Annotated in this window: 11 protein-coding genes; 6 read left to right on the forward strand and 5 right to left on the reverse strand. The window is 65.4% G+C overall.

Going from position 1 to position 13,881, the window contains the following annotated elements:
* Nucleotides 1-30: 30 nt before the first annotated feature.
* The 4 genes from ACNFH5_RS13255 to ydcS form a co-directional block, all read right to left on the reverse strand.
* Nucleotides 31-852, reverse strand: coding sequence for an ABC transporter permease (locus ACNFH5_RS13255; protein ID WP_416746567.1), 822 nt, complete (start codon nt 850-852; stop codon nt 31-33).
* Nucleotides 842-1,735, reverse strand: coding sequence for an ABC transporter permease (locus tag ACNFH5_RS13260; RefSeq protein WP_416747302.1), 894 nt, complete (start codon nt 1,733-1,735; stop codon nt 842-844). Before ACNFH5_RS13260 ends, ACNFH5_RS13255 begins: the two co-directional genes overlap by 11 nt.
* Nucleotides 1,736-1,740: 5 nt before the next feature.
* Nucleotides 1,741-2,760 (reverse strand): ABC transporter ATP-binding protein, encoded by a 1,020-nt coding sequence (locus ACNFH5_RS13265; RefSeq protein ID WP_416746569.1) that lies wholly within the window; start codon nt 2,758-2,760, stop codon nt 1,741-1,743.
* Nucleotides 2,761-3,151: 391 nt separating this feature from the next.
* Entirely contained in the window at nt 3,152-4,324 is a 1,173-nt protein-coding gene (gene ydcS / locus ACNFH5_RS13270; protein ID WP_416746571.1) for a putative ABC transporter substrate-binding protein YdcS, read from the reverse strand.
* 351 nt (nt 4,325-4,675) lie between these two features.
* On the opposite strand from ydcS, the gene ACNFH5_RS13275 reads away from it, so the two are divergent.
* The 4 genes from ACNFH5_RS13275 (at nt 4,676) to ACNFH5_RS13290 (ending at nt 8,651) form a co-directional block, all read left to right on the forward strand.
* Nucleotides 4,676-6,088, forward strand: coding sequence for a circularly permuted type 2 ATP-grasp protein (locus tag ACNFH5_RS13275; RefSeq protein WP_416746573.1), 1,413 nt, complete (start codon nt 4,676-4,678; stop codon nt 6,086-6,088).
* 4 nt (nt 6,089-6,092) lie between these two features.
* Nucleotides 6,093-7,043: an alpha-E domain-containing protein gene (locus tag ACNFH5_RS13280; RefSeq protein WP_416746575.1), complete on the forward strand. Its 951-nt coding sequence runs from the start codon at nt 6,093-6,095 to the stop codon at nt 7,041-7,043.
* A complete protein-coding gene (locus tag ACNFH5_RS13285; protein ID WP_416746577.1) occupies nt 7,040-7,849 on the forward strand; it encodes a transglutaminase family protein in 810 nt (269 codons plus the stop codon). The genes ACNFH5_RS13280 and ACNFH5_RS13285 overlap by 4 nt, the downstream gene beginning before the upstream one ends.
* 67 nt (nt 7,850-7,916) lie before the next feature.
* On the forward strand, nt 7,917-8,651 hold the full coding sequence (locus ACNFH5_RS13290; RefSeq protein ID WP_416746579.1) for a peptidase: 735 nt from the start codon (nt 7,917-7,919) through the stop codon (nt 8,649-8,651).
* A 116-nt stretch (nt 8,652-8,767) separates the two neighbouring features.
* Here the strand turns inward: ACNFH5_RS13290 and ACNFH5_RS13295 are convergent, their stop codons facing one another.
* Nucleotides 8,768-9,571 (reverse strand): c-type cytochrome, encoded by an 804-nt coding sequence (locus ACNFH5_RS13295; protein WP_416746581.1) that lies wholly within the window; start codon nt 9,569-9,571, stop codon nt 8,768-8,770.
* Between the two features lie 690 nt (nt 9,572-10,261).
* Here ACNFH5_RS13295 and ACNFH5_RS13300 point away from each other — a divergent pair.
* Both ACNFH5_RS13300 and ACNFH5_RS13305 read left to right on the forward strand, forming a co-directional pair.
* Nucleotides 10,262-11,467: an acetyl-CoA C-acetyltransferase gene (locus ACNFH5_RS13300; protein ID WP_416746583.1), complete on the forward strand. Its 1,206-nt coding sequence runs from the start codon at nt 10,262-10,264 to the stop codon at nt 11,465-11,467.
* 105 nt (nt 11,468-11,572) lie between these two features.
* A complete protein-coding gene (locus tag ACNFH5_RS13305; RefSeq protein WP_416746585.1) occupies nt 11,573-13,717 on the forward strand; it encodes a 3-hydroxyacyl-CoA dehydrogenase NAD-binding domain-containing protein in 2,145 nt (714 codons plus the stop codon).
* Nucleotides 13,718-13,881: the final 164 nt, after the last annotated feature.

Here is a 13,881-nt window from a genome sequence, read left to right on the forward strand (position 1 = left end):
AGGGTTAGGGAGGGGGCGCATGGCACAAGGTCACTTGCCACTCCCCGCCACATCACTGGTCCCGCGTGTGAGGTAGTACGCGCCGAGGATCGGCAGCATGGTGGCGAGCATCACCAGCATGGCCACGACGTTGGTGACAGGCACGTCGCGCGGGCGGGTCAGTTGGTTGAGCAGCCACAGCGGCAGGGTGCGCTCGTGGCCGGCGGTGAAGGTGGTGACGATGATCTCGTCGAACGACAGGGCGAAGGCCAGCATGCCGCCAGCCAGCAGCGCCGTGGCGATGTTCGGCAGGATGATGTAGCGGAAGGTCTGCCAGCCGTCGGCGCCCAGGTCCATGCTCGCCTCGATCAGGCTGAAGGATGTGCGGCGGAAGCGGGCGATCACGTTGTTGTAGACGATCACTACGCAGAAGGTCGCGTGGCCGATGACGATGGTCAGGAAGCCGGGCTCGATCCCCAGTGTCTTGAATGCCGAGAGCAGGGCGATACCGGTGATGATGCCGGGCAGGGCGATGGGCAGGATCAGCATCAGCGAGATGCTCTCCTTGCCGAAGAAGTCGCGGCGGTACAGCGCACCGGCGGCAAGGGTGCCGAGGATCATGGCGATCAGCGTGGCCACGCAGGCGATCTTTACCGACAGCCAGATGGCATCGAGCACATCGCCGCGGCCGAAGGCGATGCTGAACCACTTCAGCGTGAAGCCCTGCAGCGGGAAGCTGTAGGCCGACTCCTCGGTGTTGAAGGCGTAGAGCAGGATCACCAGGATCGGGAAGTGCAGGAATACCAGCCCGCCCCAGGCCGCCAGGCGCAGGAACCAGGAGGGGCGATCGGTGGAGTGGGCATCAGAGCGCATCGAAGGCCCCCAGCCGTTTGGCGATGGAAAGATAAACGGCAATCAGCACGATGGGCACCAGGGTGAAGGCCGCCGCCAGCGGCATGTTGCCCACCGCGCCTTGCTGGACGTAGACCATGGTGCCGATGAACAGCCCGCTGGGGCCCACCAGTTGCGGGATGATGAAGTCACCCAGGGTCAGGCTGAAGGTGAAGATCGAGCCGGCCACCACGCCGGGGAAGGCCAGCGGCAGGATCACCTGGAAGAAGGTCTGCCGGGGATGCGCGCCGAGGTCCGCCGAGGCCTGCAGCAAGGAGGGCGGCAGGCGCTCCAGGGCCGCCTGGATCGGCAGGATCATGAACGGCAGCCAGATGTAGGTGAATACCCAGAAGCGTCCGATGTGCGAAGTCGACAGGGTGTTGCCGCCCACGCCGGGCACTTCCAGCAGCAGGTCCAGCAGGCCGAGCAGATGCAGGTGTTCGATTACCCAGTAGAGGATGCCGCCTTTGGCGAGGATCACCGTCCAGGCGTAGGCCTTGACGATGTAGCTGGCCCACATCGGCAGCATCACCGCAATGTAGAAGAAAGCCTTCTCCTTGGGCCCGGCATAGCGCGCCATGTAGTAGGCAATGGGGAAGGCGAGGATCGCGCTGGCCACCGAGACGGTAATTGCCATGCTGAAGGTGCGCAGGACAATGTCGTAGTTGGCCGGGTTGAACAGCGCCTTGTAGTTGGCCAGGGTCAGGTCCGGCGTCACCGCCATGGTGAAGTCGTCGAAGGTGTAGAAGCTCTGCCAGAGCAGGGCGAACAGCGAGCCGATGTAGATCACCCCGAACCACAATAGCGGCGGGATCAGCAGCAGCAGCAGGTAGAGCGTGCTGCGCCGGTAGAGGAAGCTGGAGATCGCCCTCACGACGCCGGCTCCTCGAGCAGCGGCACCAGCGCGCTGCGTGCCCAGCAGGCGGTCACCGCATCACCCGGTTTCGGCCTCTGCTCCTCGCGCTCGCCGTTGGGCAGCGCGGCGACCAGGCGCACGCCGTTCTCCAGTTCGATCTCATAGCGGCTGCTGGCGCCCATGTACTGCACGTCGAACAGGGTGCCGCTGACTTCCAGTTCGCCTTCGCCGGCGCGGCCGAAACGCACGTGTTCCGGGCGCAGCGAGTACGGGCGGGATTCGCCGAGCAGGCGCTGGGCGAGATCGCCGCGCAGCACGTTGGCGGTGCCGACGAACTCGGCGACGAAGCGCGTGGCCGGGCGGCGGTAGAGATTGCCGGGGGTATCGACCTGTTCGATGCGGCCCTTGTTGAACACCGCCACGCGGTCGGACATGGACAGCGCTTCGCTCTGGTCATGGGTGACGAAGATAAAGGTGATGCCCAGCTGGCGCTGCAGTTTCTTCAACTCCACCTGCATCTGCTCGCGCAGCTTCAGGTCCAGCGCGCCGAGGGGTTCGTCCAGCAGCAATACGCGCGGTCGGTTCACCAGCGCTCGCGCCAGCGCGACGCGCTGACGCTGACCGCCGGAAAGCTGCGCCGGTTTGCGCTTGCCGTAGCCGGCCAGGGCGACCATGCCGAGGGCTTCCTCGGCGCGGTGGTAACGCTCGGCCTTGGCCACGCCCTTCACCTTCAGGCCGTAGGCGACGTTGTCCAGCACGTTCATGTGCGGGAACAGCGCATAGTCCTGGAACACCGTGTTCACGTCGCGCTCGTAGGGCGGCAGGCCCGCCGCTTCCGCGCCATGGATGCGGATGGAGCCGGAGGTGGGCTGCTCGAAGCCGGCGATCAGCCGCAGGCAGGTGGTCTTGCCCGAGCCGGAAGGGCCGAGCATGGAGAAGAACTCGCCGTCACGAATCTCGATGGACACCGCATCGACGGCGCGCACCTCGCCATAGTGACGGCTCACGTCAGTGAACTGGACGGCTGTGGTCATGCTGCGGGCTACCTGCGTGGCGGGGGCTGCATCAGAAAAGGTAGCGCATGGGGGAAAGGGCGCTTGTTCAGCCGGAGAACAGGGTGTAGCTGGTAGCGCGTTCCCTCTCCCTAACCCTCTCCCTGAAGGGAGAGGGGACTGTTCGGCATGTGCGGTTGGTTCATCGCTTAATGCGAAAGCGAAGTATCCGGCTGACTCTGTATTCAGCTTTCGCTCGGATGACCCCCTCTCCCTGAAGGGAGAGGGGACTGTTCGGCATGTGCGGCTGGTTCATCGCTTAATGCGAAAGCGAAGTATCCGGCTGACTCTGTATTCAGCTTTCGCTCGGATCGCTCCCTCTCCCTTTAGGGAGAGGGCTGGGGAGAGGGGCTTTCCGGCGCGGAGTACAGCGTCACCTCCCACCCATGATCGCAATGTAGTCCTGCGTCCACCGGCTGTACGGCACGCACTGCCCCTGCTCGCACTTGGCTTGCGGGGTCTTCCAGAAGGCGATGCGGTCGAACTGGTCGTAGCCATTGGTGGCGCAGCCTTTTTCGCCGAGCAGCTGGCTACCGGTGCAACCGTCGGGCGCGGCGGGGACCGAGCCGAACCAGGCGGCGACGTCACCCTGCACCTTGGGTTCCAGCGACCAGTTCAGCCACTTGTAGGCGCACACCGGGTGTTTGGCGTCCGCATGCAGCATGGTGGTGTCGGCCCAGCCGGTGACGCCTTCGCCAGGGATGGTCGAGGCGATCGGTTGCTTCTCGCCCTGCAGCGCGTTCACCTGGTACGGCCAGGAGCCTGACGCGGCCACGCCTTCGTTCTTGAAGTCGCTCATCTGTACCGTCGCGTCGTGCCAGTAGCGGTGGATCAGCTTCTGCTGCTCGCGCAGCAGCTTGAGGGCGGCGGCGTACTGCTCCTCGTTGAGCTCGTAGGGGTCCTGGATGCCCAGGGCGGGCTGGGCAGTCTTCAGGTAAAGCGCGGCGTCAGCGATGTAGATCGGGCCGTCGTAGGCCTGCACGCGGCCCTTGTTGCTCTTGCCGTCAGGCAGCTTCTGCTCGGTGAACACCACGCTCCAGCTTTCCGGCGCCTTGGGGAAGACCTTGGTGTTGTACATCAGCACGTTCGGCCCCCACTGGTAGGGCGTGCCGTAGTGCTTGCCGTCCACCGTGTGCCAGGGCGCGTCCTGCAGACGCTGGTCGACGTTCTTCCAGTTGGGCACCAGGGCGATGTTGATCGGCTGCACACGCTTGCCGTAGACCAGCCGCAGCGAGGCGTCGCCCGAGGCGGTGACCAGATCGTAGCCACCCTTGGCCATCAGGCTGACCATCTCGTCGGAGGTAGCGGCGGTCTTTACGTTGACCTTGCAGCCGGTGTCCTTCTCGAACTGGCTGACCCAGTCGTAGTTCTTGTCGCTCTCGCCCCGTTCGATGTAGCCGGGCCAGGCAATGATATCCAGCGCGCCTTCGGGGTTACCGAGCTGCTTGAGCGCCTCGGCGGCCTGCAACGTGCCGCTGGAGAGCAGGCTGACGCCGGCGAATGCCAGCGCCGCGACTTTCGTTGAAAACAATTGCACGGATGACATGGACGGACTCCTGTTGTTCTTCGTTGTGGGAGCCACTGCGATACCAGCGCGCAGAAATTTGGCACCTCTGTTGATCGCTGCATGTCCATAGCGAATGGACACGCTCTTGCAGCGTAGTTCCGGGCCCATAGGCTGACAAGAAAGCCCCTGGCGCCCCGCAAAGGCCCGCCCGCCGGCGCTCGCGGCCCCAAACGGGGCGAGCTGGGGCGGGCGGCCGGGAAAAGCGCACCGAGCTGGTGCGAGGTGCATCGGCAGCCTTTGCAAGTCATTGAACCAACAGGAAATCGACCTCTGGCACGGGCCTTGCGACGGCCTTCGCAGCCGAGGACGAGCGGCAACAAGGAGTAGAAGATGGCTCGGGTGTTCTATGACGAAATGCATGACGCCGCTGGCGCCTGCCGACCGCACTACACGGAGTTCGCCCGCTGGCTGGCGGACATGCCCGGCGAACAGCTGCAACAGCGTCGTCGCGAAGCCGACCTGCTGTTCTATCGCGCCGGCATCACCTTCACCCTTTACGGCGACGACCAGGGCACCGAGCGCCTGATCCCCTTCGACACCATCCCGCGCAGTATCCCCGCCAGCGAGTGGAAGATCATCGAGGCCGGCTGTATCCAGCGCGTCCAGGCGCTCAATCTGTTTCTCGCCGATCTCTACCACGACCAGCGCATTCTCAAGGAAGGCCTGATCCCGCCCGAGCAGGTCCTGGCCAACGACCAGTACCAGTTGGCCATGCAGGGCCTGGACGTGCCCGGCAACGTCTACGCGCACATCGCCGGGATCGATCTGGTTCGCGACGGCAATGGCGCCTACTACGTCCTCGAGGACAACCTGCGCACGCCCAGCGGCGTCTCCTACATGCTGGAGAACCGCAAGATGATGATGCGCCTGTTCCCCGAGCTGTTCGGCGCCCAGCGCATCGCGCCCATCGACCACTACCCGAACCTGCTGCTCGACACCCTGCGCCAGGCCAGTGAAGTGGAGCAGCCCTGCGTGGTGGTGCTGACGCCTGGCCGCTTCAACAGCGCCTATTTCGAGCACGCCTTCCTGGCCCGCGAGATGGGCGTGGAGCTGGTGGAAGGCGCTGACCTGTTCGTCCGCGACGAGCGCGTCTATATGCGCACCACCTCCGGCCCGATGCCGGTGGACGTGATCTACCGGCGGGTGGACGACGACTTCCTCGACCCGCTGGCCTTCAACCCCGATTCCATGCTCGGCGTGCCCGGCCTGCTGGCCGCCTACCGCGCCGGCAATGTGGTGCTGGCCAACGCCATCGGCACCGGCGTGGCCGACGACAAATCGGTCTACCCGTACGTGCCGGAGATGATCCGCTTCTACCTCGACCAGGAACCCATCCTGCACAACGTGCCGACCTGGCAATGCCGCCGTCCGCAGGACCTGTCCCACGTGCTGGCGCATCTGCCCGAGCTGGTGGTGAAGGAGGCCCAGGGCTCCGGCGGCTACGGCATGCTGGTCGGCCCGGCGGCCAGCACGGCGGAAATCGAAGCCTTCCGCGCCCGGCTGATGGCGCGCCCGGAGGCCTATATCGCGCAGCCGACCCTGAGCCTGTCGACCTGCCCGACCTTTGTCGAGAACGGTATCGCCCCGCGTCACATCGACCTGCGGCCCTTCGTGCTGTCCGCGCCGGACAACGTGCGCCTGGTGCCCGGCGGGTTGACCCGCGTGGCGCTGCGCGAAGGCTCGCTGGTGGTCAACTCGTCACAAGGTGGCGGTACCAAGGACACCTGGGTAGTCGAGGACTGACACCATGCTGAGTAGAACCGCTTCCGACCTGTACTGGATGTCGCGTTACCTGGAGCGCGCCGAGAACCTCGCGCGCATGCTCGACGTGTCCTACTCGCTGTCGCTGATGCCTCAGGATGGCCGTGGCGATGGCCTGGAGGAGCTCGCCATGCCGCTGCTGATCACCGGCAACCTCGACGCCTATCTCGCCCGCCACGGCGAGCTGCACGCCGAGCGCCTGTTGAACTTCTTCGCCCTGGATGCGCAGAACCCGGCGAGCATCTATTCCTGCTTCGGCGCGGCCCGCGCCGGTGCTCATGCGGTGCGCGGGCGCATCACCACCGACATGTGGGAAAACATCAACGCCACCTGGCTGGAGATGCGCGACATCGCCCACCAGGGCCTGCTGCGCTACGGAATCAGCCACTTCTGCGAATGGGTGAAAGACCGCTCGCACCTGTTCCGTGGTGCCACCTTCGGCACCAGCATGCGCAATGACGCTTTCCACTTCATCCGCCTGGGCACCTACATCGAGCGCGCCGACAACACCCTGCGCCTGCTCGACGCCCGCCACCAGGTGCTGGGCGAACACAGTGCCGGCCCAGCCGAGGGCTCGGCGCGCGGCTATTACCAATGGACGGCGCTGCTGCGCGCGCTATCGGCTTTCGAGGGCTACACCGAACTGTACCGCGACGCCCTCAATGCACGGAACATCGCCGAACTCCTGCTGTTGCGCGAGGACGTACCGCGCTCGCTGCTGGCCTGCGCCGAGGAACTGCGCCAGATACTCGCCAGCCTGCCCGGCGCCAACGGCCGTCCGGCCCAGCGCCTGGCCGCCGAGCTGGAAGCGCGGGTGCGCTACACCGGCATCGACGAGGTGCTGGGCAACGGCCTGCACCCCTGGATCACCGACCACATCGGGCTGGTGCGCCAGCTCGCCAACGCCATTCACAGCTCGTACCTGGAGGCCGCATGAAACTCTCCATCCGCCATGACACCACCTACCGCTACGAAGACCAGGTGCGCGCGAGTATCCAGTACCTGCGCCTGACCCCGCAGGAAAGCGAGCGCCAGCATGTGCTCGACTGGCAGTTGCACCTGCCGCGTCCGGCGCATCCGCAACGCGACGCCTACGGCAACATCCTCCACGTGCTGACCCTCGACGAGCCCCACGAGGCCATCGCCATCGCCGCCCACGGCAACGTCGAAATCGACGTGGAGAACGAGTGCGAGCACGATCACTTGTCGCCGCTGCCGTTCCTGCGCAGCACCCGGCTGACCCAGGCCGATGGTGCGTTGCAGGAGTTTGCCCGCGCCCAGTGCGCCGAGCGCCGCGACCGCAAGGCCATGATCCACCTGATGCAGGCGTTGAATGAGCGCATTGCCTACGTGCCTGGCTCGACCCAAGTGGACAGCACCGCCGCCGAAGCCTTTGCCGCCGGGCAGGGCGTCTGCCAGGACCACGCCCACGCCTTCCTCGCCTGCCTGCGCTATCTGGGCGTGCCGGCGCGCTACGTTTCCGGCTATCTCTACACCGATGTCGAGGAGCACCTCGCCAGCCACGCCTGGGCCGAAGCCTGGGTCGGCGACGCCTGGTACAGCTTCGACGTGACCAACGTGCTCGACCGCCCCGAGCGCCACCTGAAACTGGCCGTCGGCCTGGACTACCTCGACGCCTGCCCGGTGCGCGGCATGCGCCGGGGCGGAGGCGGCGAGCAGATGCACGCCCGCGTCACCGTTGCGCCGGGGCACCTGCAGCAGATGCAGCAGGCGCAGCAGTGAGGATGCGTGGCACAAGCGCCGGCACCGGCATAAGATCGGTGCCAGTTCCTACCGCCATGAGAAAGCCATGACCTACTGCGTCGCCATGAACCTCGCCCAGGGCCTGGTCTTCGTTTCCGATTCGCGCACCAACGCCGGCGTCGACAACATCGCCGTATTCCGCAAGCTGCACATCTTCGGCACGCCCGGCGAACGTCTGATCGTGGTGCAGAGCGCCGGCAACCTGGCCACCTCGCAGTCGGTGATCAGCACGCTGCGCCAGCGCATGGGCAGTGACGGGCTGAACCTGGGCAATGTCGAGAATCTGTTCGAGGCGGCCCGTTTGGTGGGCTCGACGCTTCGCGAAGTGGTCGACCACGATGAGAACATTGGCCAGAACCAAGGCGTCGACCTGGGCAGTTCGTTCCTCGTCGGCGGGCAGATCGGCACCGAGGTGCCTCGCCTGTTCAACGTCTACCCGCAGGGCAACTTCATCGAGTCGTGCCGCGATACGCCTTACTTCCAGATCGGCGAGAGCAAGTACGGCAAGCCGATCATCGACCGCGCCATGAGCTATGCCACGCCGCTGGAGCAGGCGCTGCGCTGTGCGCTGATCAGCTTCGACTCGACCATCCGCAGCAACCTCTCGGTAGGCATGCCGCTGGACCTGCTGGTGTACCGCGAAGGCAGCCTGGAGGTGCCGGCGGGGTACCGGATCCAGGAAGGCGATGCGTATTTCGAGGGGATTCGCGGGCAGTGGGGCGCGGGGTTGCGCCAGTTGCTCGGCGAGCTGCCGGCGCCGCCGGGGGATTACTGGCACTGACGGTTTGCTGCGGGGTGGGTTCGCGAGCAAGCTCGCTCCTACAGGGTTAACGCAGGAGCTCGCTCGTTGTAGGAGCGAGCTTGCTCGCGAACCCACTGCCGTGCTGATCTGTCCGATCAGCTCCCGGCTTTAACTTTCCGCCCGGCCATGTGCTTCAGGTAGGCAACGATCTGGTCCAGTTCCTGCTCGCTGACCACATCGGTGGCAAAGCCCTTCATTCGCGCCTCCGGCCAGTGCCGCAGGCTCTGCGGGTCGCGGATGTACTGCTTGAGGTAGCCCGCGGCGAAGTACTCGGTGGGATTGTGCGGCAGGTTCAGGTCCGGGCCGAATTGCGAGTCGCCGGCGCCGTTCAGGCGATGGCAAGCCAGGCAGTTCTTCTGGAACTGGGCAAAGCCCTTCTGCACTGAATCGGGCGCATTCTTCGCCGGCAGCAGCGCCGGGAAACGTTCTGCCAGGGGCTTGAGGTAACGGATACTGGCAACCTGGAACGGCCACTGTTCCGGGCCAATGCCGGCGGCTTTCGGGTCGGTCCACACCAGGTAGAACGGCCCGGCTGACGGCTTGCCGTCGCCCAGCTTTGGCCAGGGTTTGTCGGCTTCCTCGATGGCCAGCCAGGCGCGCGAACCTTTTTCCGCCAGCAGCGGCGCCGCCGGCAGTTCGGCGGCAAAACCATCCAGCGCCACGGCCTGCAGATGATCACCGGGTTTCAGGCCTTGCAGCAGCGCCGCCAGAGGTACCGCGCGGTAATGCATGGTGCGGTTGTAGGAAACGTCGGCGGGAATCTCGATGTCTTGTGCCTGGGGATCGGCCAGCAATTGCTCGCTGGTCAGGCTGTGCTTGCCATCGGGCAGTTCCAGGGTGAGCGTCGCGGCGAAAGTGGTGGGGCAGAGCAGGAGCAGCGTCAGCAGCAGTGGGCGCATGGCGGGTTCCGGTGGGCGGGTGGGCCGCGGAACATTAGCAGAGGTGCGGGCGCAGCAGGAGGTGGGTGGCTCCCGCGCTGCGTTGACCGTGGCTCGCGAATGGCGGCACGCGGTACGCAGCGGCGGGGTAGCCGGGTGTTGGCCCTAGCCGACCAGACGACTCAGATTGGGGATGATCAGTACAACGGTGGTTGCGAAGACGATCAGGCTAGCCTGACGCCATTTTCTCGATTGTTTGTCCATGATGTCCTTCCGCCTTTCTTGTTCTTGGCACGGCTCACTCACGGCCTGTTGATAGTGGCGCTCATGCCTTGGCTTCTGGTTTCTCGAGCCGAGCCGGCAAAACCCGGCAACGGCACTCTTCGCATCATCTGCACGCTTTTCATTCACTGCACATCGGAGTCTAAGCCTAGTGCCGCGCGGGCTTAGACCGTCTGGCAGCAAGTGATGCAGTTCCAGGCATATTCCCTCTATATGACCGGGGCGTGACAGCTCTGTTCAGCTTTTCGACCGTTCGTCCGCCTGCGCCGTCAGCCCCTGTCCAGAGCCTTCGAAGCCGCCACCGTCGGTCGGTGGCTGAGCGTGGCGGTCAATTGCGCTGAGCGCTGCGGTCATTGCCCCTGGCTGTCACGCCGCTAAGGTAGGCCGACACGCCACGCCTGCGTGACGACAACTCTAAGAGAGAACGCCATGACCGAAGCATTCATTTACGACGCGGTGCGTACTCCCCGCGGCAAAGGCAAGAAGGACGGCGCGCTGCACAGCGTCAAGCCAGTCAACCTGATGGCCGGTGTCCTGCGTGCGCTGCAGCAGCGCAACCAGCTCGATACCGCCCAGGTCGACGACATCGTCCTGGGCTGCGTGACTCCGGTGGGCGACCAGGGCTCGGACATCGCCAAGACCGCTGCGCTGGTGGCCGATTGGGACGAGCAGGTTGCCGGCGTACAGATCAACCGCTTCTGCGCCTCGGGCCTGGAGGCGGTCAACCTGGGCGCCATGAAGGTGCGCTCGGGCTTCGAGGACCTGGTGGTAGTCGGCGGCGTGGAATCCATGTCCCGCGTGCCCATGGGCTCCGACGGCGGCGCCTGGGCGCTGGACCCGGAAACCAACCTGCACACCAGTTTCGTTCCCCAGGGCATCGGCGCCGACCTGATCGCCACCCTGGAAGGTTTCAGCCGCGCCGACGTCGACGCCTTCGCCCTGCGCTCCCAGCAGAAGGCCGCCAAGGCTCGCGCCGAAGGACTGTTCGCCAAGTCGCTGGTGCCAGTCACCGACCAGAACGGCATCGTCCTGCTCGACCATGACGAGTTCATCCGCGGTGATTCCACCCTCGAAGGCCTCGGCGCGCTCAAGCCCAGCTTCGAGATGATGGGGCAGATGGGCTTCGACGCCAGCGCACTGCGCAAGTACAGCTTCGTCGAGCGCATCGAGCACGTGCATACGCCGGGCAACAGCTCCGGCATCGTCGATGGCGCCACTGCCATGCTCATCGGCTCCGAAGCCAAGGGCCGCGAGCTGGGCCTGAAGGCCCGCGCGCGTATCGTCGCCACCGCGGTGACCAGTACCGACCCGACCATCATGCTCACCGGCCCCGCGCCGGCGACCCGCAAGGCACTGGCCAAGGCAGGGCTGAAAGCCGAGGACATCGATCTCTATGAAGTGAACGAAGCCTTCGCCTCGGTGGTGATGAAGTTCATGAAGGACATGGGCGTGCCGGAGAGCAAGGTCAACGTCAACGGCGGCTCCATCGCCATGGGCCACCCGCTGGGCGCCACCGGCTGCATGATCCTCGGCACCCTGCTGGACGAGCTGGAGCGGCGCAATCTGCGCTATGGCCTGGCCACTCTCTGCGTGGGCGGCGGCATGGGTATAGCCACCATCATCGAACGAATCTGATCGAGTAGGAGCGAGCTCGCTCGCGAACAGCCCAGAGCTTCGCGAGCAAGGACTAGGCGTCCCCCTCGCTCCTACTGGTCTCCCACCCTTGGGAAGAGAACAAAAATGACTGATGCCATCCGTTATGAAAAAGGCCAGGACAACATCGTCGTCCTGACCATGGACATGCCCGGCCAGAGCGCCAACACCATGAATGGTGCGTACCGCGAGGCCATGGCCGCCACCGTTGCGCGCCTGGAAGCCGAGAAGGGCTCGATCGCCGGCGTGGTGATCACCTCCGCGAAGAAGACCTTCTTCGCCGGCGGCGACCTCAATGAACTGATCAAGGTGACCAGGGCCGACGCCCAGGCTTTCTACGAAGGCATCCTGGTGCTCAAGGGCCAGCTGCGCCGCCTGGAAACCCTCGGCAAGCCCGTGGTCGCTGCCATCAATGGCGCGGCCCTGGGCGGCGGCTGGGAAATCTGCCTGGCCTGCCACCACCGCATTGCCCTGGACGAAAGCCACGTCCAGCTCGGCCTGCCGGAAGTCACTCTGGGCCTGTTGCCCGGCGGTGGCGGCGTGGTGCGCATGGTGCGCCTGCTCGGTCTGGAGAAGGCCCTGCCGTACCTGGCCGAAGGCAAGAAAGTGCGCCCGGACCAGGCGCTCAAGGCCGGTCTAATCCACCAGTTGGCCTCCAGCCGCGAGGACATGCTGGCCAAGGCCCGCGAGTGGATCGCCGCCAACCCGGCCGCCAAGCAGCCGTGGGACACTACCGGCTACAAGATCCCCGGCGGTACGCCGTCCAGCCCGGCCGTGGCACAGATGCTGGCCATCGCCCCCAGCGTGTTGCGCGACAAGACCAAGGGCTGCTTCCCGGCGCCGGAGAAGATCATGTGCGCGGCCGTTGAAGGCGCCCAGGTGGACTTCGACACCGCCCAACTGATCGAGGCGCGCTACTTCACCGAGCTGACCACCGGCCAGGTGGCGAAGAACATGATCGGCACCTTCTGGTTCCAGCTCAACGAGATCAATGCGGGCAAATCGCGCCCGCAAGGCATCCCGCCGCAGCAGACGAAGAAAGTCGGTGTGGTCGGTGCGGGCATGATGGGCGCGGGCATCGCCTACGTCTCGGCGGCCGCCGGCATCGATGTGGTGCTCAAGGATGTCTCCCTTGAAGCAGCAGAGAAGGGCAAGGCCTATTCCGCCGGCCTGCTGGACAAGAAAGTGGGCAAGGGCCAGATGGGCGCCGAGAAGCGCGATGCCTTCCTCGCCCGTATCAAGCCGACCGCCAGCGACGCCGACTTCGAAGGTTGCGACCTGATCATCGAAGCCGTGTTCGAGGACCGTGGGCTGAAGGCCAAGGTCAGCGCCGCTGCCGAGTCCGCTGCCCTGGCGGATGCGGTGATCGCCTCCAACACCTCGACCTTGCCGATCACCGGCCTGGCCGAAGCCGTGGCGCAGCCGCAGAAATTCATCGGCCTGCACTTCTTCAGCCCGGTGGACAAGATGCCGCTGGTGGAGATCATCCGCGGCGAGAAGACTGACGACGTCACCCTGGCCCGCGCCTTCGACTACGTCCTGCAGATCAAGAAGACCCCGATCGTGGTTCACGACAGCCGCGGCTTCTTCACCTCCCGCGTATTTGGCACCTTTACCAACGAAGGCCTGGCCATGCTCGGTGAGGGCGTGTCGGCGGCGATGATCGAAAACCGGGCGCGCCAGGCCGGCATGCCGGTGGGCCCGCTGGCGATCAGCGACGAAGTGTCGATGAGCCTGATGACCCACATCCGCGAGCAGACCCGCAAGGACCTGGAAGCCGAAGGCAAACAGTTGCCCAGGCACCCGGCGTTCTCCGTGGTGGACCTGATGGTCAACGAATACAAGCGTCCGGGCAAAGCAGCCGGCGCCGGTTTCTACGACTATCCCGCCAACGGCAGGAAGCACCTGTGGCCGGAGCTCAAGCAGCGCTTCGAGAAGGCCGACGCGCAGATATCCGCCGAAGACGTGCGTGACCGCATCCTCTTCGTGCAGGCCATCGAGACGGTGCGCTGCGTGGAGGAGGGCGTGCTGACCTCCACCGCCGACGCCAACATCGGCTCGATTTTCGGCATCGGCTTCGCGGCCTGGAGCGGCGGCGCGCTGCAGTTCATCAACCAGTACGGCCTGAAGGACTTCGTCGCCCGCGCCCAGTACCTGGCCGAGCAATACGGCGAGCGCTTCCTGCCGCCGGCGCTGCTGCTGGAGAAGGCGGCGCGCAACGAGCGGTTCTGAGCGTACGTGTAGGAGCGAGCTTGCTCGTGAACCACCCTCGCTGCGGGGCCGTTCGCGTGCGAGCTCGCTCCTACAAATCGTCGCTCCACAAAACCGGCCCGAGTGGCCGGTTTTTTCTTGCTTGCTCAGGTCGTAGGATGGCGCCTTCCGACTCGCCAGGACCG

The sequence above is a fragment of the Pseudomonas sp. NY15435 genome (assembly GCF_048068295.1).
GTDB lineage: Bacteria > Pseudomonadota > Gammaproteobacteria > Pseudomonadales > Pseudomonadaceae > Pseudomonas.

Excerpts from the sequence above, each read along its gene's own strand:
- ACNFH5_RS13275 (WP_416746573.1), top strand. The coding sequence starts at position 4,676 with ATGGCTCGGGTGTTCTATGACGAAATGCATGACGCCGCTGGCGCCTGC.
- ydcS (WP_416746571.1), bottom strand. The coding sequence starts at position 4,324 with ATGTCATCCGTGCAATTGTTTTCAACGAAAGTCGCGGCGCTGGCATTC.
- ACNFH5_RS13290 (WP_416746579.1), top strand. The coding sequence starts at position 7,917 with ATGACCTACTGCGTCGCCATGAACCTCGCCCAGGGCCTGGTCTTCGTT.
- ACNFH5_RS13305 (WP_416746585.1), top strand. The coding sequence starts at position 11,573 with ATGACTGATGCCATCCGTTATGAAAAAGGCCAGGACAACATCGTCGTC.
- ACNFH5_RS13295 (WP_416746581.1), bottom strand. The coding sequence starts at position 9,571 with ATGCGCCCACTGCTGCTGACGCTGCTCCTGCTCTGCCCCACCACTTTC.
- ACNFH5_RS13285 (WP_416746577.1), top strand. The coding sequence starts at position 7,040 with ATGAAACTCTCCATCCGCCATGACACCACCTACCGCTACGAAGACCAG.
- ACNFH5_RS13280 (WP_416746575.1), top strand. The coding sequence starts at position 6,093 with ATGCTGAGTAGAACCGCTTCCGACCTGTACTGGATGTCGCGTTACCTG.
- ACNFH5_RS13265 (WP_416746569.1), bottom strand. The coding sequence starts at position 2,760 with ATGACCACAGCCGTCCAGTTCACTGACGTGAGCCGTCACTATGGCGAG.
- ACNFH5_RS13255 (WP_416746567.1), bottom strand. The coding sequence starts at position 852 with ATGCGCTCTGATGCCCACTCCACCGATCGCCCCTCCTGGTTCCTGCGC.
- ACNFH5_RS13300 (WP_416746583.1), top strand. The coding sequence starts at position 10,262 with ATGACCGAAGCATTCATTTACGACGCGGTGCGTACTCCCCGCGGCAAA.